Genomic DNA, 22,619 nt, shown 5'->3' with positions numbered 1-22,619 from the left:
CTTCGCCCCTCGAACCTCGAACCTCGAACCTCGAACCTTAGAATGCTTGCCCAATGCTGAAATGCAGCCGCCAGTTCCGTGTTTCCGGTTCGCCATCCACCTTCAGACCTAGTATTGGATTCAGTTGGAAACCGACATCGGCACGGACGGGCCCTATGGGTGTTTGATAGCGAAGGCCTGGGCCAGCCGCGTAGCGAAGGTCGTTCAGCCGGAAGTCCCACGAATTCGCCCAGACGTTGCCTGCATCGAGAAACGCGACCATCGAAAAGTTCCCCATGACCGGCATGCGCAGCTCGACCGCGCTCTCGAACACCGCATGGCCGCCCAACGGAAAGCCGTCCCTGCTGAGCGGCGCAACCTGGAATCGGTTCCACCCACGCAGACTACCGGAGCCGCCCAGAAAATAGCGCTTGAAAAATGGGACGTGCAGCTCGATGTCATCGGCGCCGAAGAAGCTCCCGGCACGGCCACGCACCGCCAGAACGGCCCGGCCCGCGAGCGGCCTGTAAAAGCGCCCTTCGGCCGTGAGCTCGAAGTAGTCCCAGTCACCGGAGACCCATCGTCCTGCCTGCTCGAGATGAACCGCAGCGATGTACCCGCTATTGGCGTTGAGGAGGTTCGCGGTGGTGTTGTGTTGGAAATCGAGCGCGATCGCGCGGAGCACGCCCTCCCCTTCTCCGGTCGTCGGATCGAGACCGAGCGCGATGAGCGTGTCGCGGAACTCGGGATCCAACAGCGCTTCGTTGCTGATCTGGTAGTCCTCGTACTCGTTCACCAGGCTCAGCGACGCCGTCGTCGTGGCCTGGCGCTGACGCACCGGATCCCGCCAACCGAGCTCCTTGGTGAGCGTCACGCGGCCGCCGCTGGTCGCCAGGTCATAAGCCGTTTCGTCTGAGAACCACGACTGAACGCTCGTCGACAGCACAAGACCATACCGTCCCCACGAGGGTTCCTCGAAGCTCACACGCACGCCACGGTCGAGCGACGAAAATTTCGTCTCGATGCCCGCTTTCCGGGCGCCGCCATAGAAGTTGACATGCCGCCAGTTCAGCGTCGCGCGTGCCTTCTCTTCACTGCCAAATCCCAACCCGAGGCTGAGACGCCTGGGCTTCCCTTCGCTGACGGTGATCTGGACCGGCACGTCCACCGGCTGACCCTCGCCTCCGCGCGTCGTTTCGATGTTGGCAAACTGCAGGAGCTCGAGTTGGTACAGGCGGCGTTGGCTGTCCTGTAGCTTGCTCCATTGGTAAGGCTCACCTTCTTTGAAGACGAGCTGCTCGAGGACGTTGCGACCGCGCAGTGTGTGGTTGCCCGCGATGGTGATCGGACCGAACCGCGCCTGTGGTCCCGCTGTGGCGGCCAGGATGACGTAGATGCGCGCGGGAGCCGAGCCCTGCGCTTCGAGCGTATCGACCGTCGCGTACGCGTATCCGCGCTCGCGCAGCAACGCGAGCGCGCGGCTGCGACTCGCCTGCAGGTCAGTGACGCGGCGAGGCTGACCGACGCGAAGCGGGACCGCCGCCTTCAGGCGTGCCATGTCATCCGGCGATAAGGACTCGAAGCCGTAGAATTGCACCTCCTCCAGGAGGACCGGCTCACCCTCGTCTACATGGATCGTGATCGAAACGCCGTTGCCAGCCCCTTCCTCGCGGCGAACGTCGTAGCGGGTGACGCGCGCCTGTGGGTAACCGCGGTCAGCATAGTACGCGGCAATGCGTCCAAGGTCGGCTTGGAGCTGGTCGGACACCAACCGGTGCTTACGCCCCCACGGTAGCCAACTGCTCTCTCGGGTGGCCAGGACCGACTCGAGGTCGTCGACATCGACGTGCTGAACACCGGTGAAACTAAGGCGCTCGACGTGGAGTGTTTCCTCCTGCGCCGAGGCGGGCAAGGCACAAAGCCATGCCGCAATGAGGTAGGCAAGCACCTGGCCAGCCGATCGGCAGGCCGGTGTGGCCAGACGTCGCGGAGGAGGGATGCCCTCGTGCGCCACGCGTCAATGTTGCCCTGGGATTGCGGTCTGCACAAGAGAGCGAACGACCACGGCAGAGGGGAACAGGCCCCTTTTGTCAGGGCTCGGCCTGAGCTCGTCGAAGGGCGCGGGAGCGCGCCCTGGCGGGGGAGGGTATGCGACGCCACACGAGAACAGCTGCCGTACGGCAGCAACGTGCCAGCCACCGCATCCGCCAGGGCGCGATCCCACACCTCGAATCGGGTCCCCAGCGCCCTTCCACCACATGAGGGCGCTGGGGAGGAAACTTGACCGACCAGCTAACGAGCTATGTCAAGTTTCGAGCCTTAAACGCTTGGGCCGGCCGAGCTCTCTGTCCCCTCTTCGGCCTCACCCGGCCCCGTGAGCCGGCCGCGGCCTCCGCGGCTCACCATGCCACCCTTGCGTCCGGCCACGCGTGCTTCCTCGGGCGTCCACTCATGGGCCGTGCCCTTCAGATGCGCCATGCGCCCGCCCTTACTGGCAATCTCCCGTTGCTTTTCGCGAGACATCGAAGCAAAGCCTCGACGCTCCTTGCGCCGCGCCGGCTCACCCGGCATTGTCGGACTCAGCGTCTTGAGCTCGTCGTTCACGTCCGCACCTCCATGAACCAGAACTGCGAGCGCGCTCGTCGTGCGCGCCCGATCGTCGACCTGCCATCGCCACGGAGAAGCCGTGTCGGAGGCCTAGCTAAGGTCTGACCGACCCAGGGCACTCGCATGCCGCGCACACCGGCCCCAGGCGACTCGTGCCCGTAAGTGCTACAACTTCCGTGCCACCTCGAGCACAGCGTCCGACGGCGTCAGGCCCGGTGAAGAGCCTGCCTCGATTTCACTTGCCGGGCATGCTCGTCGCCCGCGCCGAAGGGTTTCCCTACACGACCGCGTAAGAATGGCATGCCGAGACGACATACATGCCCGCCATGCGCACATCCGGAGCCTCGATCCTTTTCACCGACTGCCCAGAATAGGTGAGAATGAGTACCGGAAGCGCGCTGAAGCAGATGAGAGCGGTCTGCTCACCAGAACCCTTGAGAACGGCCTCTTTCGCCTTCCGATCCATGTCACCTGATTGGCCCGACCTTCAAGTCGGGCGGGAGTAGTCCTTATGAGCGCAGACACACCGGAACCCGCCAACCCGCGCCTCGTGAAGTGCGTGAAGCTCGGGCGCGAGCTGCCGGGTCTGGACGAGCCACCGTGGCCCGGCGAGCTCGGCCGGCGCATTTACGAGAACGTGTCGGCCGAGGCGTGGCAGATGTGGGAGGAGCGCATGCGCATGATCCTCAATGAGTACCGCCTAATGCCCTGGCAGAAGGAGGCACAAGATCTCATGGCGCGCTACATGGAGGAGTTTTTCTTTGGTGAGAGCGCCGCGCCACCACCCGGCTATGTGCCCGAAGGTCAGCGCTGAACGGACGAGGGAATGCATGACGGATCTCAACGGACAGGACCGTCCGCGCGTCCTCGTGACCGGCGGAGCGGGGTTTCTCGGCATCAATCTCATTCGTTATCTCCACGCGCGCGGGTACGATCTCGTTTCCCTCGACATCACTGACTTCACCTATCCAGATATCGCCAGCGAGATCAGCATCATCCAGGGGGACATTCGCGTCCGGGCCGACGTGGAACGCGCCATCGCGGGATGCGCACACGTCGTGCACTGCGCGGCAGCGCTGCCGCTCTACAGCTCCAGGGACATCTACACGACGGACGTCGAGGGCACGCGCCTGGTGTTGGAGGTCGCACGGCGGTCGGACGTCGAACGTGCGGTCCACATTTCCTCGACCGCGGTCTACGGCATCCCGGACCATCATCCGGTCGTCGAAGACGATCGCCTCGAGGGGGTTGGTCCGTACGGCCAGGCCAAGGTGCAGGCCGAAATGGTGGCACTGGAGCAGCGCGCCAAGGGCCTCTGCGTGCCGATTCTCAGGCCGAAGTCGTTTGTCGGACCCGAGCGCCTCGGCGTGTTTGCGCTGCTCTACGATTGGGCGCTCGACGGTCGTCACTTTCCCATGATCGGCCGCGGGCACAACCGCTACCAGCTCCTCGATGTCGAAGATCTCTGTGAGGTGATCCATCTGTGCCTCACGCTGCCACGCGAGCGCGTGAACGACACGTTCAACATCGGCGCCAAGGAATTTGCGACGATGCGCGAGGACTATCAAGCGGTGCTGACCTACGCGGGTAAAGGCAAGCGAATCATCGGCTTCCCCGCTGCGCCGGCCGTGTGGAGTCTTCGGGCGCTCGAGAAGCTAGGCCTTTCACCGCTTTACAAGTGGGTCTACGAAACGGCGTGTCACGACTCGTTCGTCGGTATCGAGAAAGCGACGCACGTTCTGGGCTTTACGCCGAAGTACTCCAATCGGGAGGCTCTCATCCGCAACTTCCAGTGGTACATCGCTCACCGCCACGAGTTTGCGGAGGCCTCCGGTGTCTCACATCGTTTGCCCTGGCGTCAAGGCGCGCTAGGGCTGATCAAGAAGTTCTTCTAGCGGGTCGCGCAGTCAAGATGTTGGCCGGCGTGGACAAGATCTTGTCTGCTCCGCCTTCGCGCTCCGCGCTTCGGCGGACAAAAGTACGGCGGCCTCGCCGAGGCGGCCGCGGGCGCGAGGCGCCTTCAGGCTCCTCGCGCCGGCGTCGAGAAGAACGGCTCCCACTTCTCGCGCGGTGACGGCTTGGTCAACAAGCTCACCACAATCAAGAGCAGACAGGAGACGATCACGCCCGGGATGACGATGTAGTCGCTGCTGGCGAAGTCGAAGTCCGTGCCGCCAATGTTCATGCTGAAGTCGAGGCCACTCCGGCCGAGCAGCCCGATGCCGATGATCGCTCCCAGTCCCCCGGCGATGCAGGCGACCCCGCCTTGGGGCGTCACCCGCTTCCACAGGAAGGCAGCCAAGAGCGCCGGCGTGAGGCTCGCGCCGACCAACGAGTAGGCATAGAGCGCCATGGACAGCACGGTTTGGAACTGCGTCAGCAGCACGAGCCCCAGCGCGCCAAAGATGACAATGAACGCCCGCTGCAGGTTGATCAGCTGCTTTTCCTTGGCGTCCGGCTTGATGAACCGCTGGAAGATATCGCGGCTGGCGTTGGTCGAGGGCACGAGGAGGAACGTGTTGCCCGTCGACAACACGATGGCCACCGCCGCGCTCAGCAGCATCGCTCCGCCGATCATCGGCAAGCCGTGCCGCGCCACGTAGAGAATGACCGTCTCGGACGCCGCACGACCAACAATCGACGTCTCCTCCATCAACCGCGGGTAGGCGGCACGCCCGGTGATGGCGAGAAGCGCCAACGCTACTTCGATGACCACGATCCCGACCACCATCCCGAGGACGGCAAGGCGTGCCGACCGCTCATCTTTGGCCGAGAAGAACTTCTGATACATCCCGCTTTCGCCCAACAGCAAGAGGAACGTGGGCAGGGCGACGCCCACGGCCCACAGTGCGTTGTGCCCGCCGAGGGGCGTCACGTGCTCGGCTGGCAACAGGGACACTACGCTGGCGACGCCCCCAAGCTGGACCACCATGTAAGGGAGTGCGAAGAGCACGCCAAGCGTGATGATGACACCGTTGAGGATATCAACGGTGACGATCGAGACCATGCCGGCCAGCGCCGTGAACAGCACGATGACTGCCGCGGTGATGTAGAGGCCGGTCGTCGCGTCGATTGCGCCGTCGGTCACGATCGACAGCACCCAGCCGCCGCCGCGGAACTGATAGGCAGCAATCGTGACGTAAGCGAGGATGATCGCGACCGTTCCCAGCACACGAGCCGTCGCGTTGTAGCGCTGCTCGAGAAGATCAGGGACCGTGTACTGGGCGATCCGCCGTACGCGGCCCGCAATGAAGAAGGCGACGACGAGCCCCACCCAGCCGCCAAACGAGAACCACAGCTCGGCGAGACCGCTACGATAGGCCAACCCGGCACCGCCGAATAGGGAGCCGGAACCGATCCAGGTGCAGACCAACGTCCCAACCAGCAGCGGTACGGAAACGGAGCGGCCGGCCACCATGAAGTCCTCGTGGCTCTTGATCCTGCGAGAGCGCCAGAGGCTAACGGCAACCATCGCCAGCGGATACGCGAAGACGACCACGGCCAGAGGGCTCACGAACTCCTCCGGGGGTAAAAGGCGCGAGAGGCGACCAGGTGACCGGGTGACCAGGTGACCAGGTGAGGGAGTTCGTTCGAGCTGTAGTAGCGCGGGGCCTTCAGGCCCCGCGTCAAAAGATCAGGGCACGTCGACCGATCTGCACGCCGGCCCTGGCGCCACGCCATCACGTTGTCGCTCCCATCACCCCGTCACCTTGTCACCCCGTCACTGCCGGCGCCAGCTCCGTCCGTCGCGCTCCAGCAGGGCATCGGCGGCCTCTGGGCCCCACGTGTGCGCCGCATAATTCGGAAACTCCGCGGCTGGCTCCTCGCGCCACACGTCGAGCAGGGGCGTGACCTTCTCCCAGCCCTCCTCGACGATGTCGGCGCGGTGGAACAGCGTCGCATCTCCCATCATGGCATCGTAGAGCAGTGTTTCGTAACCGGTCGAAGGGCTCGCGCCGAAGTAGTCCTGGTAGTGGAAGTCCATCTTGACGGTGCCCAGTCGCAGCTTTTGATCCGGAACCTTGGCCTGGAACCGCAGCGAGATGCCTTCGTCCGGCTGAATCCGGACGACGAGAAGGTTTGGACGAAGGCTGTCGACCTTCGTCTTACGGAACATGACGAATGGCGGGCTCTTGAAATGGATGGCGACCTCGGACACGCGCTTCGGGAGCCGCTTGCCGGTTCTGAGATAGAAGGGCACGCCGGCCCACCGCCAGTTCTCCACGATGAGCCGCAGCGCCGCGTACGTCTCCACCTTCGAGTCGCGGGCCACGTGGCTCTCGCTGCGATAGGCGGAGAGGGGCTCACCATCGGCTGTTGTCCCGTCCCCGTACTGACCGCGCACCGCATACCGGCGCACCTCGTCCGGCGTGAACGGCGCGATGGCTTCGAGCACTTTGACGCGCTCGCTGCGTACTGCCTCCGCCTCGAAAGAGCTCGGCGGCTCCATCGCGGTGAGCGCGAGCAACATGAAGAGGTGGTTTTGCACCATGTCACGAAGCGCGCCCGCCTCCTCGTAGTAGCCGCCGCGCTGCTCCACGCCGACCGTCTCCGCCACGCTAATCTGCACGTGGTCGATGTACCGACGATTCCACACCGGCTCGAAGATGCCGTTGGCGAACCTGAAGATCATCAGGTTCTGCACCGTCTCCTTCCCGAGGTAGTGATCGATGCGATAGACCTGCGATTCGCCCAGACACGTGGCGACCTGGCGATTCAGGTCTCGCGCGGAAGCGAGATCGTGGCCAAACGGCTTCTCGATCACGACGCGGCGCCAGTGGGTATTCGCTTGTCTCACCAGCCCGGCGCGAGCCAGGTGCTTGGATATCGGCAGGAAGAGTGCCGGTGGCATCGCGAGATAGAAGAGGTAACTCCCCTCCGTCTGATTGCGCCGGTCGACTTCCGCAAGGTGTTCGGCCAAGCGCTGGTAGAGGTCGGGATCCTGCGTATCGCCGCTCACATACGTCAGCCGTTTGCACAGCCAGGTCTTCTCGCTCGCCGAGAGCGGGCGCGTGGCGAATTGCGCGAGCTCCTGAAGCATCCGGTCGCGAAACGCGTCATCGCTCATGGCCTGGCGACCGACACCGACAATGGCAAAGGGTTCGTCGAGCAAGTGCTCCTGATGAAGATTGACCAGCGCAGGCAGCAGCTTACGCTTGGTGAGGTCGCCCGTTGCCCCAAAGATCACCATGACGCACGCCCCCGCCGGCTTCGCTGTCGGCTCCAGCGCGCGCGTCTCCTCGACGACGGTCGTGTCCAGCTCCTGATCGGCCATATGACCTTCGCTTATTCGCTCCGCAACCTCGAAGCGTGAACCTCGAACCTCGAGACCTTGAGCCTGCCCCTTGATCCCTTGATCCCTTGATCCCTTGATCCCTTGATCCCTTGGCCCCTTGATCCCTCTATCCCCTTGGCTCCTGATGCCCGCCGAACTTCTCGCGCATCGCGGACAACACTTGGTTCGCGAAGGTACGTTCCTGCCGCGAACGGAAGCGCGCGAACAGTGAGGCGGCGAGCACGTCGGCCGGCACCGCCTCCTCGATGGCGGCAAAGATCGTCCAGCGTCCTTCGCCCGAGTCCTGAACGAATCCAGAGTAGCGCTCGAGGTCTGGCTGCTCCACGAGCGCTTGCGCCGTGAGGTCGAGCAGCCAGGAGGAGACGACGCTCCCCCGTCGCCACAGCTCGGCGATGTCGCGGAGATCGAGCTCGTAGCGGTGCGCTTCTGGCACCTGCTCGAGGCGCGCGCTGCGCAGGATGTCGAACCCTTCCGCAAACGCCTGCATGAGACCGTACTCGATGCCGTTGTGGACCATCTTGACAAAGTGCCCGGCACCAACCGGGCCGCAGTGCAAGTACCCGAGCTCGGCGGCAACCGGCTCGCCGCTGCGTCCTGGTGTGCGCGACACGCCGCCGTCTCCCGGCGCAAGCGCCCGGAAGATCGGGTCGAGATGGCTGACGGCTTCGGCCGGACCACCGATCATCAGGCAGTAGCCCCGCTCGAGCCCCCACACCCCGCCACTGGTTCCCACATCCACGTACTGAATGCCGCGTGGCTTCAGCGCCTCCGCCCGTCGCACATCGTCCTTGAAGTACGAGTTGCCACCGTCGATGATGATGTCGCCCCCGGTGAGCAGCGGAGCGAGCGCGTCGACTGTCTGCTCGGTTGGGTTGCCGGCGGGCACCATAATCCAGACTACCCGCGGTGTCTCGAGCCCGGTCACGAGATCCTCGAGCGACGTCGTGCCCGATGCGCCTTCTGACACGAGCGCGTCGACTGCGTCCGCGCTGCGGTCGTACACGGACGCGGTATGTCCGGCGCCCATCAATCGCCGAACCATATTGCCGCCCATGCGGCCCAAACCAATCATCCCAATTTGCATCGCTTCAACACCTAGTATTGGAGGAGACGGGGAAACGGGGACAGCCCTCGTTTTCACTTCCTTACGCTGAGAAAACGAGGGCAGTCCCCGTTTCCCCGTTTCCTCTCATCTCACTCGAGAGCAGCCCTGATCATCTCACCAAGCGCCCTGAGCCCGCGCGGGACGTCGGCAGGCAGGTGCACACGGAGCGCACGTCTCCCGCGCGCCGCCAGCACGTCGAAGTCGCCTCGTGCTTGCGCTGCCTTGACGACCCCGAACGTGTAACGACGGCCTGGCACGGGAAGATCCCCCGCTTCATCGCACGTGACCTGGAGAAAGACGCCGCTGTTCGGGCCGCCCTTGTACGCTTGGCCCGTGGAGTGCAGGAAGCGCGGGCCGAAGCCCAGGCAGGTCGCCACGCGAAATCGCTGCCGCACGGCGTGTCTGATCGCTTGTAGCTCGTCGATGTTGCCGTCGCTCATCTGCAGGTATGCGAGCAACGCGAAATAGTCGTCTGGCCGCAATTGAGAGAGATGAGCGCGCAGCCAGTCGCGCACGCCGCCTCCCTGGCCAACGGCAAGCGCGCTCGCATTGGCGCCGTCGGTAAACACCTGCAGCAGCCCGTCGTCGCAGAGCGGGCGCTCCGCCGGCAGCTTACCGGTGGCGTCGAACGCGTCAGTCAAGGCGCGCGTCTCGACCTTGCTCGCCTCGACGTCCGGTTGATCGAATGGATTGATGCCCACGACTGCGCCCGCGACAGCCGTGGCCACCTCCCAGCGAAAGAACTCCTGCGCCAGATCATACGGTTCAGCGATGTCGATACGCACGACGGGCTGACCGCGCTGCATCAAGGCGTCGATGCGCTGATCCTGCTGACTATCTGGCGCCGGCCGAAACCTGACATAGACGAACACTCGATCGTCACCGTACTCATCCGGCGATCCGAGCTGCTCGAGGTCCACCGGGATGATTCCACGACCGTTCTTCCCTGTCGATTCTGCGATCAACTGCTCGAGCCACGCTCCCAGCGGCGCGACAGTGGGCGACGCGACAATGGTGAGCTTGTCGCGGCCCTGCAGCGCAGCAATTCCCAGCACGACACCGAGGCGGAGCCCGGGGTTGGTCGTCCCGCCGTTTCGGCACGCATCCGCCATGGCACCGGCACGCTTCAGGAGCTCCGCTACATCGACGCCGATCAGGGCGGCAGGCACGATCCCAAACGGCGACAGCACGGAGTAGCGGCCGCCGATCGAGGGATCACCGTGTATCGTGGCACGGAAGCCGTCGCGCCGAGCCACGTCTTCGAGTTGCGAGCCTGGATCCGTAATCGCCACGAAGCGACGACCGGCTCGATGAGCGCCAAGCCGCTCCTGTATCCGCCCAAAGAAGTAGCGGTGGAAGATGTTCGGCTCGAGCGTCGTGCCAGACTTGCTGGCGACAATCACTGTGCTCATTGCCAGGTCGACACGCGCCTCCACACTGCGGACTTGACTTGGATCGGTAGAGTCGAGCACGTGCAAGCGCGGCCACCCCACTGATGCTCCAAGGACGCGGCCGATGACCTCCGGCCCGAGGCTGGAGCCACCCATACCGAGCAGCAGCAGGTCCGTCACTTGCTCGTCACGAAAGGCGGCGGCGAGCGCGGTGTGCGCGTCAATCTGGCCGCGCTGATGCTCGATGGCGCCGAGCCAACCCAACCAACGTGCTTCGTCGCCGCCGGTCCACAGGCTGGCGTCGCGCGCCCACAAACGCGCGATCTTCTCGTCGGTCACCCAACGTTCCAGCTCCTCCTGCACTGCCGCCGCCAGCGAGGTCGGGAGCTGCCAATCTTGCGCGTTCAACATGATGGTGTGCGACTCAAAGACGATTCTCGGACAACAGCGGACAGTCTAGCATCGAGCACGGCGCGTTCGGCGAACGCGCCCTACCATCGTGGTGGTCGGAACGGGCCACCCCAGCGCCTCGCCGAGGCGTCCGCCGAACCGGTAAACTTGTGTCCTGGAGGCCATCGATGTCCCTCAAGGAGTACCGAGAGAAGCGCGACTTCACGAAGTCGCCAGAGCCACGCGGCGATGAGAAGCCGTCGGCGCAGCGTCGGGTCACACCGCGTGGCGGCTTCTTTTGCGTTCAGAAGCACCTCGCGACACAGCTCCACTACGACTTCCGGCTCGAGCACAACGGGGTGCTGCTCTCCTGGGCCGTCCCCAAAGGTCCCTCGCTCGATCCAAGCGTGAAGCGACTCGCGATGCACGTCGAGGATCATCCCATCGACTACGGCGATTTCGAAGGGGTTATTCCCGAGGGCTACGGTGCCGGCGTCGTCATGCTCTGGGATCAGGGCACGTGGGAGCCAGAGGTGGACGACATCGACGCGGCCCTCCAAAAGGGCGACCTCAAGTTCACGCTGAATGGCTACAAGCTGAAAGGATCCTGGGTGCTCGTGCGGACGCGGGGGGTCCCTGGAAGTCGGGCCGCCGGTGCCTCGCCCGACGGCCGCTCATGGTTGCTGATCAAGCATCGGGACGACTGGTCTGGGCCGCTCGACATCGCGACCTTCGCACCCAACAGCGTCAAGAGCGGCGGCGGTTTCCGCGACATCCTCACACAGCAGGCCCCGGATTTCTGGCTGTCGAACCGGGGTGGCACGAGCACCGCATCGGTCCAGACCCTACGGCGCCTGGTCGAGCGCGTCGAAAAGCTGGAACCGCCGACAGAATCGGAGAAGCCGGACGAACAGCCCCGTACCACGCCGAAGTCTCGAACGTCCACCACTCGACGCAAGGCGCGAAAGGGGTCACGCCCGACCTAAAGGTCGGGCCTACAGAATACGGAAGCGCAAACCCGACCTTTAGGTCTGGCGCACGGAACAGCCAAGGTGTAGGCCCGACCTTTAGGTCGGGCTCGACAGCGATTATCCTCAGCGCGTCTCCTGCGTGCCGAGCGCGAAGTCGAAGACAGCGGCCGACACGGCGAGCGCCTCCTCTTCGATGAAGTGAGGAAACACGGCCACCACACGGCCATTGTACGCGTCGATGCCGTTGTAGTCGCCAAACGACACGTTCTCGTTGCACTCGAACGGCGCCAGATCCAGGGCGTGGTTGACGAACGTTCTGCCACCATCGACGCTGCGGGCGAGCGTCACGCGTGTCTGAGTGCCCTTCAACCCGCGCCGATCGTGAAACACGACGTTGACCGAGCCGTCGATTGGATCGACCGCCATCCACGTGAAGAACTGCGCGGCGCCGTTCTTCGCAGGGTCATCGTTGACTCTGACGGGCGCGCTCCACGTGTGACCGCCATCGGTGGACGAGACGACGAACACATCCGGATCACTGTTTCGTTCATCGATCCAGTTCACATAGATCGTCCCGCGCCGCGGGCCATCGCTGACATCCGCGGCCGTGACAGGCATGCCGTTGCTCCGGGCAATCCCGCGGATGTCGATGTCCCACCCACCGGGCGTGATCGCGACCTGGCGATCTCGTCCAAACGTCAGGCCCCCGTCTTCCGATTGGTCGAACATGAGCCCCTTGGGGCCATTCCATGCGACATACACCTCACCGTGCGGTCCGACCGCCGGCACAGCGCCTTCGACCGTGTTGTCGCTGTCGAGACAGTCTCCGGAATCGTCGGAGATACGAAAGGGCATCGCAAACGTCTTGCCCTCGTCGGTCGAACGGCTGAAATGGATCTCCGTCCGGCACTCCGGATCCTTGCTGCCGTACTCGTCGAAGCGCGTCCACGCGACGTAGACGTTGCCCCGATGCGGAGACCCGCTGACGCGATCAATGCCGGGCCACGGCTTGTCTTCGAATGGCGTGACCGTGTTGCGATGATCGACGACCGCCACCGGTCGTCCCCACGTCCGGCCATCGTCGTCTGATCGTCGTACGAAGATCCCGTTGACGGCGCGGCTGGGGCGCGGCGCGCGAATGCCCTCGAACGAGATGTAGCTATGCAACGCGCGGCCATCGCCGTCGAACAATACCGCGTCGTCTCCTTGTACGCGCTTCTCGGGATTGGCCGCTGCGGCGCCCTGCCACGTGCGCCCTGCGTCACGGGTAACGGAGATGCGGTTCGTCACGCGCGGCCCCTCTTTCGGCCCACGCGCGTACATCGAGACGACGAAGTTGTTTGGATCGGTCGGGTTGATGGCCACCGAGACCTCAGCGGGGTTCTGCACATCCGCGGGCGTGACCCGGACGATGCGGTGGCGCGATTGGGTGCCGGCCGCCGGCTTGGAACCAGTGGCGCCCACAAGCGCGACGATCGCGAGCACAGCAAGGGGCAAGGGACGAGGGGCGAGGTTCAAGGTTAGCAGTTCGAGGTTCCCTGTTTCCCGATTCCTGAATCCCGATACAATGCGGGCAATGCGACGGCTGCTCTACGTGCTGCGAGCACTGCTGCTCGCGGTGGGTGCCGGCCTCGCGGTCGTCATCCTCACGTTGCCGCCAAACCCGCGCGACCTGGGCCAGCTCGGCCTGAGCCTGCTCGACGGGCGGGCCCTCACGGATTCACAAGGGCGGCAGGCCGAGGGCAACCCAGGTTGGTCTCCAGAAACGCTGCCCGCCACCGTTGCTGGGGCCTATCATATCCACACGACCCGCTCGGATGGCAGCGGGTCGGTAAACGAGGTGGCCGCCGCTGCTGCTTCGGCGGGCCTGCAGTTCGTCGTTCTCACGGATCACGGTGACGCCACGCGGGGGCCGGATCCCCCAAGGTACAGTCACGGCGTGCTGGTTCTGGATGCGGTCGAGATCAGCACGGCTCACGGACACTATGTTGCCCTCGATCTACCGGCGGCGCCGTATCCGCTGGCGGGCGAAGCACGCGACGTCGCCGAGGACGTACAGCGGCTCGGGGGATTCGGTGTGGCGGCGCATCCCGACTCCCGCAAGGCAAACCTCGCCTGGACCGATTGGAGCGTCCCGATCGACGGCCTCGAATGGCTGAACGCCGACAGCGAGTGGCGCGACGAGTCGTGGCCAGCGACCGCGCTGCTCTTCCTTCGCTATCCGTATCGCCCGGCCGCCACACTCATGACCATGCTGGCCTACCCAGAACGTCTCCTGGCACGGTGGGATCGCCTGGCAGCAACACGGCGGGTCGTGGCGTTTGCGGCGGCGGATGCGCATGCGCGGCTCTGGAGGCGTCTGGAAGTGCGCTCGTTCTCCATGCCGGGCACACTCCGCGCGCCGTCGTACGAAAGCTCGTTTCAACTCTTCGCGTTACAGGTCCAGCTCGACCGGCCGCTCACTGGGTCCGGCCCAGAGGATGGCCGTCGCCTGTTGGACGCGCTGCGCCGCGGACACATGTTCTCGACCATCACGGCGCTCGCAGCGCCGGCTCGCTTCGACCTCACCGCGTCGCGGGGTACTGTCGGCGTCCGCATGGGCGACGAGATCTCGGCAGGCAGCCCACTGGAGGTGAAGGCTCGCGCGATCGGACCGGCCGGCACGCGCCTTCGGCTGTTCGAGAACGGGCGGCTCATCGAGGATGGCCCGGCGCCTGTGCTCACGTATCGTGCGAGCGGGCATCCGGCGGTGTACCGTGCGGAGGTCTGGTTGCCACGCCGCCGTAGGGAGCCGGCCATCCCGTGGATCGTCAGCAACCCGATCTTCGTTCGGGAGCCGCCACGGCGATCGCAGGCATCGGGGGACGTACCAGGCCGAACGGCGAGCGGCACGCCCGCTGGGCGGGCGGGCGCTGACACCGGCACCGGCACCGGCTCTCGGGGGCCCGTCCTCCTCAGCACGCGAAAGGTCAAGTGGCACGTCGAGCACGACGCTCGGTCCGCGGGACGCGTCGGGCGTGGCGGCGCCGGCAAGGGACTGACCTTCGAGTACGCCCTTGGGCCGGGACCACGCGCGAGCCAGTTCGCCGCGGCGGCAACCGACGCGCTGAAGCGGGTCGACACCTGGCGTCTGCTTCGATTCCGGGCGCGGGCGAGCAGGCCGATGCGGCTGTCGGTGCAGGTGCGACAGCCAACCGGCGAGGTTGGCGACCGCTGGACACGCTCGGTGTACCTCGATGCCACCGCCCGCGAGGTCACCGTTCGGTTGGACGATTTTCGTCCAGTGGCGGATGCTCCGCCGCGCATTCCCACCGCGGAGCTGCAGTCATTGCTGCTGGTCGTCGACACGGTCAATACGCGTCCTGGCACGCGCGGCACGGTGTGGCTCGATGACATCCGGGTAGAATGATCTAGACATGGAAAAGGTCATCGTCCATACGAAATTTCACACGGGCCACCGTCAGCTCGGTTATCCAGGCAAGTGCCGGTTCGTGCACGGTCACACCTGGCGCGGGACGGTCACCGTGACGACGGAAGCGTTCCCGCGCGACGATCTCGACATGTCACTCGACTTCGGCGACATCAAGGCAATCATGCGCTTCCTGGACCACAAGATGCTGGCGACGTCGCAAGACCAGGCGTTCTTGGATCAAGACCAGTTCGAGCCGGAAGGCGTTGTGGTGCTGCCCGGGAAGGGACCAAGCGTCGAGAACGTCACGCACTACGTCTTCGATCACGTCGTCGAGCTGATTCGTCGCAAGTACCCGGAACACAAGGTCGACTACACGATCGAGGTGTCCATTCAGGAGACGGAGAACAACATCTTCGTCGTGCAGAAGACGGTCACGGTGTGAGTGGAGGTTGCAATGATCGACGATGAGCTACTCAAGATTCTCGTGTGCCCAGAAGACAAGACGCCGGTACGGCCAGCGACGGCGGAAGAGATCGGCGCGCTGAACCAGCGGATCGAGGCAGGCGCGCTGAAGAATCGAAGCGGCCAAGCCGTGACCGAGGCCCTGACGGAAGGTCTCGTTCGGGAGGACGGCCGTTACCTCTATCCTATCCGCGATGATATTCCTGTCATGCTCGTCGACGAAGCGATCTCGCTCACGTAGTTGTGAGCTATGAGTGTTGAGTTTTGAGTGGCGATGACCAGAGGCGGTTGACCACGTACAACAGGACGGAAGCGCTGACGAGGACCACGAGGCCCAACGGGATCGTGTATCCCATGCGACCGTAGAGAAAGTTGCCGATGGTGAAGAGCGCCGACCAGGTCATCGTGCAGCCCGCGACCCACCCGACGAGCGCCAGCGGCAAGTCGTCTCCTGTGCGTGCAGCCTCCTCTTTCGAGATGCCGGCGAGCCGGCGAATGGGCGCCCAACCGGGCCCCGCCGGGCGCACTCTTCGGTAGAACTCGACGAGCGTCTGACGATCGGTCTGCGGACCGAGATACGCGGTCAGCACCCAGCAGACGGTGGTCACGGCGATGGTGATGAGCAGGTTGATGTCCTTCAAGCCGATGAAGGTCGAGGGTTGCAGCACATCATAACGCGCGAGCCCGATGAGGAGCACCGAGATCACGAACGAGCTCACCATGGCGACGACCTCGCACCAGGCGGTCACGCGCCACCAGAACCAACGCGCGAGATAGAGCAATCCGGTGCCGGCCCCCACTTGCAAGATGATGTCGAAGGCGTCTTTGGCGGTGTCCAGGACGAACGTGAGGCCGGCAGCACACACAAACAACAGCACCGTCGTGATGCGCCCCACGCGCACGTAGTGCTGTTCGTCCGCCTCTCTCCGGATGAACCGACGGTAGAAGTCGTGCACCAGATACGAGGCGCCCCAGTTGAGATGTGTGAGAATCGTGGACGAATTGGCCGCTATGAGGCCTCCAACCATCAATCCCACGAAGCCGGCGGGCAGGAACTTCAACATCGCTGGGTACGCGATGTCGTGACCGAGCAGCCTCGGGTCGAGGTGGGGAAAAGCCCGTTGGATGTCGGAGAGCTCCGGGTACACCAAGATCGAGCAGAGCGCTGTGATGATCCAGGGCCACGGCCGGAGCACGTAGTGGGCGAGGTTGAAGAACAGCACCGCCCCGAGCGAGTCTCGCTCCGACTTCGAGGCCAGCATGCGCTGCGCAATGTAGCTTCCACCGCCTGGTTCCGAGCCCGGGTACCACACGGCCCACCATTGCACGGCGATCGGCATGACGAACACTGCGAGCGCGATGTCCCACGTGTTGGTGAAGTCTGGCAGCAGGTTGAGATAGTGCACGCCGCCGGGACCTTCCATCGCGGAGAGCTTGGTCACCAAACCGTCGAGACCACCCACTTGCGGGAGCCCGAGCGCGAAGTACGCCGCGGCGATCACGGCGGTCATCATGATCCCGAACTGGATCATGTCGATGACGAGCACACCCCAGAGACCCGAGTGCGCCGCGAACGCCACGTTCAGGAGACCGACGAACATCAGCGTCTGCCACGGCGCCAGTCCAAACAGCACGCCGGCGATCTTGCAGGCCGCCAGGTTGACCGTCGCCATGATCAAGCAGTTGAACAACAAGCCGAGATAGACGGCCCGGAACCCCCGGACGGCGCTGGCCGCTGTACCGGAGTAGCGAAGCTCGTAGAACTCCAGATCCGTCAGGACGCCGGATCGACGCCAGAGCCGCGCGTAGAAGAACACGGTCGCGATGCCGGTCAGCGTGAACGCCCACCACTGCCAGTTCCCGGCGACGCCCTGCCGGCGCACGATGTCGGTCACCAGATTTGGTGTGTCGCTGCTGAACGTCGTGGCCACCATCGAGATACCGGCAAGCCACCAGGGCACCGCCCGACCCGACCCGAAGTATTCGGACGTGCTGCGGCCAGACCGCCGGCCGAAGAACAGTGCCGGAACGAAGCAGATCGCCACGGATCCGAGCGCGATGAGCCAATCAATCGCCTGCAGTTGCATCGAAGACCCCAGCCACGTCGCAGCGCATTCAAGGCTTGAAGATGCGTAGCTCGCGCATTATTCTCGGGAACGCGTGACGGGCGCAAGTTCAGTGGTCAAAAACAGTAGCGCAGGCCTTCAGGCCTGCCAGCGAGGCGTGGGCCAGACGGCGGCAGGGCTAAAGCCCTGCGCTACGCACTTGCCTGTATCGTCTCCTGTGTCCGTATGAACCCGACTCTTCTCATTCTTGCAGCAGGCATCGGCAGTCGCTACGGTGGCCTGAAACAGTTGGATCCCATGGGGCCTCACGGGGAGACCGTCATGGACTACGCCGTGTTCGATGCGATCGGCGCAGGGTTTGCCCGTATCGTGTTCATCGTCCGGCCCGAGTTCGCCGACCTGTTTCGCACCACGATCGGCGAGCGGTATGCGAGCCAGACGAGAGTCGACTACGCCTTCCAGACACTGGAGGATCTGCCGTCCGACTTCGAGGTGCCGCCCGGACGTGAGAAGCCGTGGGGGACGACGCAAGCGGTGCTCGCGGCACGCGATATCATCCACGAACCGTTCGCGGTCATCAATGCAGACGACTTCTACGGGCGTGAATCGTACCGGATCATGCACGACTTCCTCGTCACCCGATCGCAGCAGTCGCCCGCTGCCGTCGCCGATTACGCGATGATCGGCTACCAGCTCCGGCAGACGCTCTCCGCCCACGGCAGCGTGGCGCGCGGCGTGTGTGAGACCAACGGGCAGGGCTTGTTGCGGTCGGTGCGCGAGATGACGAAGGTGGTCCGAGTGGACGGACGCGTCGAGAACCGCGAGGATCCCGCACACCCGGTCGAGCTGACCGGTGACGAGGTGGTCTCGCTCAACTTCTGGGGCTTCGCGCCGTCGGTGTTCGCACAGCTTGCCGAGATCTTCGAGCGCTTCCTGCGCGCGCGCCGTGCGGATCTCACGGCCGAATGCTATATTCCGGCGGCGGTCGATACGCTCATTGCCCGCAACCGGGCGCGCGTGCACGTGCTGCCGACCTCCGCGTCCTGGTTCGGCGTGACCTACCGGGAAGACAAGCCCCTGGTCATGGAAGCCATCCAGCACCTCGTCGAGGCCGGCCGCTACCCTTCCCCGCTCTGGAGCTGACCTGTTTGATGCGCGCGCACGTCCAACATAGTCTCCTCACCGTCATCAGCCAGTTCCAAGTGTACGGCGATTGCCTCGCCACCCCTCGCTACGGCAGCGGCCACATCAACGAAACCTACGCCCTCACCTTCAACCAGTCGGGCGCACCAGTCCGCTACATCCTGCAGCGCATCAATCACGACGTCTTCAGGCAACCCATTCCGCTCATGGAGAATGTCGCGCGCGTGACCGCTCATGCCCGCGCGCGACTCTCCACCAACGGCAGCGGGGATATCTCGCGACGGGTCCTCACCCTCGTCCCCTCATCGGACGGCAAGCCCTACGTCATCGACGAAGAAGGCGCCGTGTGGCGTATGTATCTCTTCATCGAGGGCGCGCGGACCTACGATGTCATCGAGACGGACCGGCAGGCGCGGGCCGCGGCGCGAGCCTTCGGTGAGTATCAACGGCTCCTCGCCGACCTCCCCGGCGTCAGGCTGCACGAGACCATTCCGCACTTCCACCACACGCGCCGGCGCTTCGGCGCTCTGCAGCGGGCGATCGACGCCGACATCTGCAACCGCGCGGCGCGGGTGGCCAGCGAGATCGCGTTCGCGGACGCGCGCGAGGCCGGTATCGATGCGCTGCTGGCACGGCAAGCTCACGGCGAGCTCCCAGAACGTACCACGCACAATGACACGAAGCTCAACAACGTGATGATTGACGATCAGACGTCGGAAGGGCTCTGTGTGATCGACCTCGACACAACCATGCCGGGACTTGCGGCGTATGACTTTGGCGACCTGGTGCGAACCGCGACGGCGGCAGCCGCCGAAGACGAGCAGAACCTCGACAAAGTCTGCGCACGCATGGACATGTTCGAGGCGCTCGCGGAAGGTTATTTGTCCACCGCAGGTGCCTTCCTCACGCCACCTGAACGAGAATCGCTCACTGTGGGTGCCAGGCTCATCACCCTCGAGAACGGTCTTCGATTCTTGACCGACTACCTGCAGGGCGACGTTTACTTCAAGACGTCGCGTCCCGATCACAACGTGGACCGCGCCCGCACGCAGTTCAAGATGGTGGAATCGATGGAGGCACAACTCGATACGATGGACCGAATCATCGAGCGGCTGGGGTAGGCCGGAAAGGGCAAGGGGGCTAGGGATCTAGGGATCTAGGGATCTAGGGATCTAGGGATCTAGGGATCTAGGGATCTAGGGGTCGACTCGGCAGTCGGAGGTGATGGTCGGTGTTGGGCCCAGCGTCCGACGGCGCACGCCCTATACGCTCGAACCAACGTGCCCCTTGATCCCTTGATCCCTTGATCCCTTGATCCCTTCCTTCCCTACTTCTCCGGAACGGTCCAGTAGTACACCTTGCGGCCGTCTACCTCGACCTCTTCTTCAGGTTCCCATTCCCCCTGCATGTCGAACGAGTGCGAGACGATCCGCGTGCCTGGCTTGAGCTCGCTCTGCAGCTTTGGCATGAGCTTCACGTTGAGCGTTGGGAGCAAGTACAGCGTGACGACGGTCGCCTCGCTGATATCGGTGCCAAACAAGTCGTCCTGCCGGATCTCGACGCGATCCTCGACACCGGCGGCCTGGACGTTCTCGTTCGCCTCCTTGATGCGCTGTGGGTCGATGTCGATCCCGACGCCGCGCGCGCCAAAGTCACGAGCGGCAGCCACGACGATGCGGCCGTCGCCGCATCCGAGGTCGTAGACCACATCGTCTTTGGTCACGTTGGCGGTCTTGAGCATCGCCTCCACGACCTCGGGCGGAGTTGGAACGAAGATGACATCCGGCTCGCTCTTCTCCGACTCACTGGACGCCGGCGGCGCCGCCACCTGTGGCAGACTCAGTGCCGTCGTGCGGGATTCCGCCTGCACCATTAACACCATCAGGACCAAACCAAACCCTACGACTGACCATCGCTGTTGCATGAGCGTCTCCTCGATCGCTGAACGGGGGCACGGGCTCGTGCGCACACCCCGTGCGCGCCTGCGGAACCGCGTCAGTCTAGCAGAGAACTGTAGGTGTGCGAACCAGGCAATACAACCTCATCCGCTTGTTTGAGGGCTGACGGTCCCGTATAGTGAAGGAGACGGTCTGTGCTCCGGCCGCGTGCTGTCGGTTAGGAGGAGGAGACGATCCCTTCCTCTGCCGAACCAACGACATGCGCCCGATGATCAGCTGCCAATAGATGGACACCAGCGACGCTGGTGTCCCGACAGACCGGTGTGAAAGGACATCCCGCTTGCCGGAACCACGACTGAAGATTGCCGTTTTCATCGACTTCGACAACATCGAGATCGGCGTCAAAACCACCCTCGGTGGCCGTTTCGACCCCGGCGCCGTCCTCGAAGCCGTGAAGGAGCGCGGGGAGGTCGCAACCAAGATTGCCTATGGTGACTGGACGCGCGCAGGCGACTACAGCCGGGAGCTGACGCAGCATGGCATCCAGATGGTCCAGCGCAGCTTGACCCCCGGTGGCGACAAGAACGGCGCAGATATCAACCTCGCCCTCGACGCCCTCGAAATGGCGTTCACGCACAGCCACATCAACGCATTCGTCATCGTCGGTGGCGACAGCGACTTCATGGCCCTGGTCGAAAAGCTGAAACAGTACGATCGCAAGGTGATGGTGGTCGGCGGGCGCCAGTTCACGAGCATCATCCTCCAGCGCAACTGCCACGAGTTCATCGCGTACGAGAACGTGACGCGTGACCGCCGCCCGGGCGCTCGGCGGGGGCCGGTCAAGAACCCCGCGGAGGGCATGCCGCTCGTCAAGCGCGCGCTCAAGATTCTCGCGGATCGTGAGGTCACGCCTCAGCTTGGCGTCCTCAAGAGCACGCTGCTCCAGCTCGACCCGACGTTCTCCGAGCGGGAGTACGGCGTCAGCAGCTTCCGCGACTTCGCCGAGCGGCTGGCGCGCGGCGGCCACGTGACACTCAAGGGCACGGACCGGAGCCTACACGTCGAGCTGAAGGAGCAAGAATCGTCTGGAGACGCCGACGCGGCAAGCGCTGAGAGCGCGTCGGATGCCCCAGAGGTCGCGGCGGACAGCGTGGCGCAAACCGAGCCTCGCGAGAGCACGGAGGGAGGTCCCGTCAGTGAGAACGGCGCGCCAGCGGGCACCCAAGCCGACGGCTTCACGATCTTGCGCGAGACATTCCTGCGCCCCGGGGCCGTACAACGCTGGCCGCTCTATGTGCGCCAGGTGAAGCAGATTCTCCGGTCGACGCAAGAGCGCTTCGACGAGCGCCGCTACGGCTTCGGGGGCATTGTCGACGCGCTGCGCTATGGTCAACGCGAAGGCCTCTTCCGTCTCGACCGTGACCGGCAAGGGGTCATCCGGGTTTATCCCGGTGCGTTATTCCAACAGCCGTCGACGGCCACTACAGCCGCCGGTGCCCCAGACGTGAAAGAACAGGAGGCAGAAGGCGCCCCCGGACCGGAGCCGCTCGTCGACGAGCGCGAGACTTCTGCAGAGCCTGACCAGCGGAGCGAGCGCGAGCAAACCGGGTTGTTCGAGAGCGCTGAGCAGGCCCCGCCGAGCGAGCAGGCGCAACCCGATGCCGGCGGGACGTCCATGGAGGAGGAACCCACGCGGAAGCCAACGGCCCGTCGCACGCGCGTCGGCAAGCAGACGGCTCGACGTCCCACACGCGCCACGTCGACGGCTGGCGCTTCCGCCTTCGCGCCTCGCGCTTCGGCGGACAAGGCTGCAAGCCCGTCGAGCGGTGCGCGAAAGACGACGACCACACGCAAGCGAGCGCGAAAGGCACCCCAGACCGAGCCGGGCCGGTCATAGGG

18 protein-coding genes are annotated in these 22,619 nt (G+C 64.5%); 9 read left to right on the top strand and 9 right to left on the bottom strand.

The genetic code is table 11. The features are described 5' to 3' along the window. Positions 1-37: 37 nt before the first annotated feature. Both GEV06_00315 and GEV06_00310 read right to left on the bottom strand, forming a co-directional pair. Positions 38-1,993 carry a BamA/TamA family outer membrane protein gene (locus GEV06_00315; GenBank protein ID MPZ16347.1) on the bottom strand — a complete coding sequence of 652 codons (1,956 nt, stop codon included), beginning with the start codon at positions 1,991-1,993 and terminating at the stop codon, positions 38-40. Positions 1,994-2,298: 305 nt separating this feature from the next. After that, entirely contained in the window at positions 2,299-2,550 is a 252-nt protein-coding gene (locus GEV06_00310; protein ID MPZ16346.1) for a hypothetical protein, read from the bottom strand. Between the two features lie 547 nt (positions 2,551-3,097). On the opposite strand from GEV06_00310, the gene GEV06_00305 reads away from it, so the two are divergent. Beyond that, positions 3,098-3,400: an oxidative damage protection protein gene (locus GEV06_00305; protein ID MPZ16345.1), complete on the top strand. Its 303-nt coding sequence runs from the start codon at positions 3,098-3,100 to the stop codon at positions 3,398-3,400. A 16-nt stretch (positions 3,401-3,416) separates the two neighbouring features. Beyond that, positions 3,417-4,481 (top strand): NAD-dependent epimerase/dehydratase family protein, encoded by a 1,065-nt coding sequence (locus GEV06_00300; GenBank protein MPZ16344.1) that lies wholly within the window; start codon positions 3,417-3,419, stop codon positions 4,479-4,481. Between the two features lie 125 nt (positions 4,482-4,606). On the opposite strand, the gene GEV06_00295 is transcribed toward GEV06_00300, so the two are convergent. The 4 genes from GEV06_00295 to GEV06_00280 form a co-directional block, all read right to left on the bottom strand. Further along, complete coding sequence (locus tag GEV06_00295; protein ID MPZ16343.1) at positions 4,607-6,100, bottom strand: sodium:solute symporter family protein; 1,494 nt, start codon at positions 6,098-6,100, stop codon at positions 4,607-4,609. Positions 6,101-6,307: 207 nt separating this feature from the next. Further along, positions 6,308-7,861 (bottom strand): glucose-6-phosphate dehydrogenase, encoded by a 1,554-nt coding sequence (locus tag GEV06_00290; protein MPZ16342.1) that lies wholly within the window; start codon positions 7,859-7,861, stop codon positions 6,308-6,310. Positions 7,862-7,988: 127 nt separating this feature from the next. Then, complete coding sequence (gnd, locus tag GEV06_00285; protein MPZ16341.1) at positions 7,989-8,966, bottom strand: decarboxylating 6-phosphogluconate dehydrogenase; 978 nt, start codon at positions 8,964-8,966, stop codon at positions 7,989-7,991. 110 nt (positions 8,967-9,076) lie between these two features. After that, positions 9,077-10,789 (bottom strand): bifunctional transaldolase/phosoglucose isomerase, encoded by a 1,713-nt coding sequence (locus tag GEV06_00280; protein ID MPZ16340.1) that lies wholly within the window; start codon positions 10,787-10,789, stop codon positions 9,077-9,079. A gap of 167 nt (positions 10,790-10,956) precedes the next feature. Here GEV06_00280 and GEV06_00275 point away from each other — a divergent pair, with 167 nt between their 5' ends. After that, positions 10,957-11,754, top strand: coding sequence for a hypothetical protein (locus GEV06_00275; GenBank protein MPZ16339.1), 798 nt, complete (start codon positions 10,957-10,959; stop codon positions 11,752-11,754). Positions 11,755-11,862: 108 nt separating this feature from the next. Here GEV06_00275 and GEV06_00270 read toward each other — a convergent pair whose 3' ends face one another. Beyond that, positions 11,863-13,236, bottom strand: coding sequence for a glycosyl hydrolase (locus GEV06_00270; protein ID MPZ16338.1), 1,374 nt, complete (start codon positions 13,234-13,236; stop codon positions 11,863-11,865). 79 nt (positions 13,237-13,315) lie between these two features. Between GEV06_00270 and GEV06_00265 the strand changes: the two genes are divergently transcribed. From GEV06_00265 to GEV06_00255, 3 genes are read left to right on the top strand one after another with little or no spacing between them, the layout of a single operon-like run. Continuing rightward, positions 13,316-15,148, top strand: a complete 1,833-nt coding sequence (locus tag GEV06_00265; protein MPZ16337.1) for a hypothetical protein — start codon at positions 13,316-13,318, stop codon at positions 15,146-15,148. A gap of 7 nt (positions 15,149-15,155) precedes the next feature. Beyond that, positions 15,156-15,593, top strand: a complete 438-nt coding sequence (locus GEV06_00260) for a hypothetical protein (protein ID MPZ16336.1) — start codon at positions 15,156-15,158, stop codon at positions 15,591-15,593. Between the two features lie 12 nt (positions 15,594-15,605). Continuing rightward, complete coding sequence (locus GEV06_00255; GenBank protein MPZ16335.1) at positions 15,606-15,854, top strand: hypothetical protein; 249 nt, start codon at positions 15,606-15,608, stop codon at positions 15,852-15,854. Positions 15,855-15,861: 7 nt separating this feature from the next. Here the strand turns inward: GEV06_00255 and GEV06_00250 are convergent, their stop codons facing one another. After that, positions 15,862-17,700, bottom strand: coding sequence for a Na+:solute symporter (locus tag GEV06_00250; protein ID MPZ16334.1), 1,839 nt, complete (start codon positions 17,698-17,700; stop codon positions 15,862-15,864). Positions 17,701-17,904: 204 nt separating this feature from the next. Here GEV06_00250 and GEV06_00245 point away from each other — a divergent pair, with 204 nt between their 5' ends. After that, the gene (locus GEV06_00245) at positions 17,905-18,822 is read left to right on the top strand and encodes a nucleotidyltransferase (GenBank protein MPZ16333.1); all 918 of its coding nucleotides are present in this window, start codon (positions 17,905-17,907) and stop codon (positions 18,820-18,822) included. 8 nt (positions 18,823-18,830) lie between these two features. After that, positions 18,831-19,943 (top strand): phosphotransferase, encoded by a 1,113-nt coding sequence (locus GEV06_00240; protein ID MPZ16332.1) that lies wholly within the window; start codon positions 18,831-18,833, stop codon positions 19,941-19,943. A 206-nt stretch (positions 19,944-20,149) separates the two neighbouring features. On the opposite strand, the gene GEV06_00235 is transcribed toward GEV06_00240, so the two are convergent. Continuing rightward, the gene (locus GEV06_00235; protein ID MPZ16331.1) at positions 20,150-20,746 is read right to left on the bottom strand and encodes a methyltransferase domain-containing protein; all 597 of its coding nucleotides are present in this window, start codon (positions 20,744-20,746) and stop codon (positions 20,150-20,152) included. Between the two features lie 260 nt (positions 20,747-21,006). Between GEV06_00235 and GEV06_00230 the strand changes: the two genes are divergently transcribed. Next, a complete protein-coding gene (locus tag GEV06_00230) occupies positions 21,007-22,617 on the top strand; it encodes an NYN domain-containing protein (protein ID MPZ16330.1) in 1,611 nt (536 codons plus the stop codon). Positions 22,618-22,619: the final 2 nt, after the last annotated feature.

The organism is Luteitalea sp., assembly GCA_009377605.1.
In the GTDB taxonomy this organism is placed as follows: Bacteria; Acidobacteriota; Vicinamibacteria; order Vicinamibacterales; family Vicinamibacteraceae; genus WHTT01.
The sequence above is the reverse complement of the archived record's forward strand: the minus strand, read 5'-3'. Positions and strand labels throughout refer to the sequence as shown.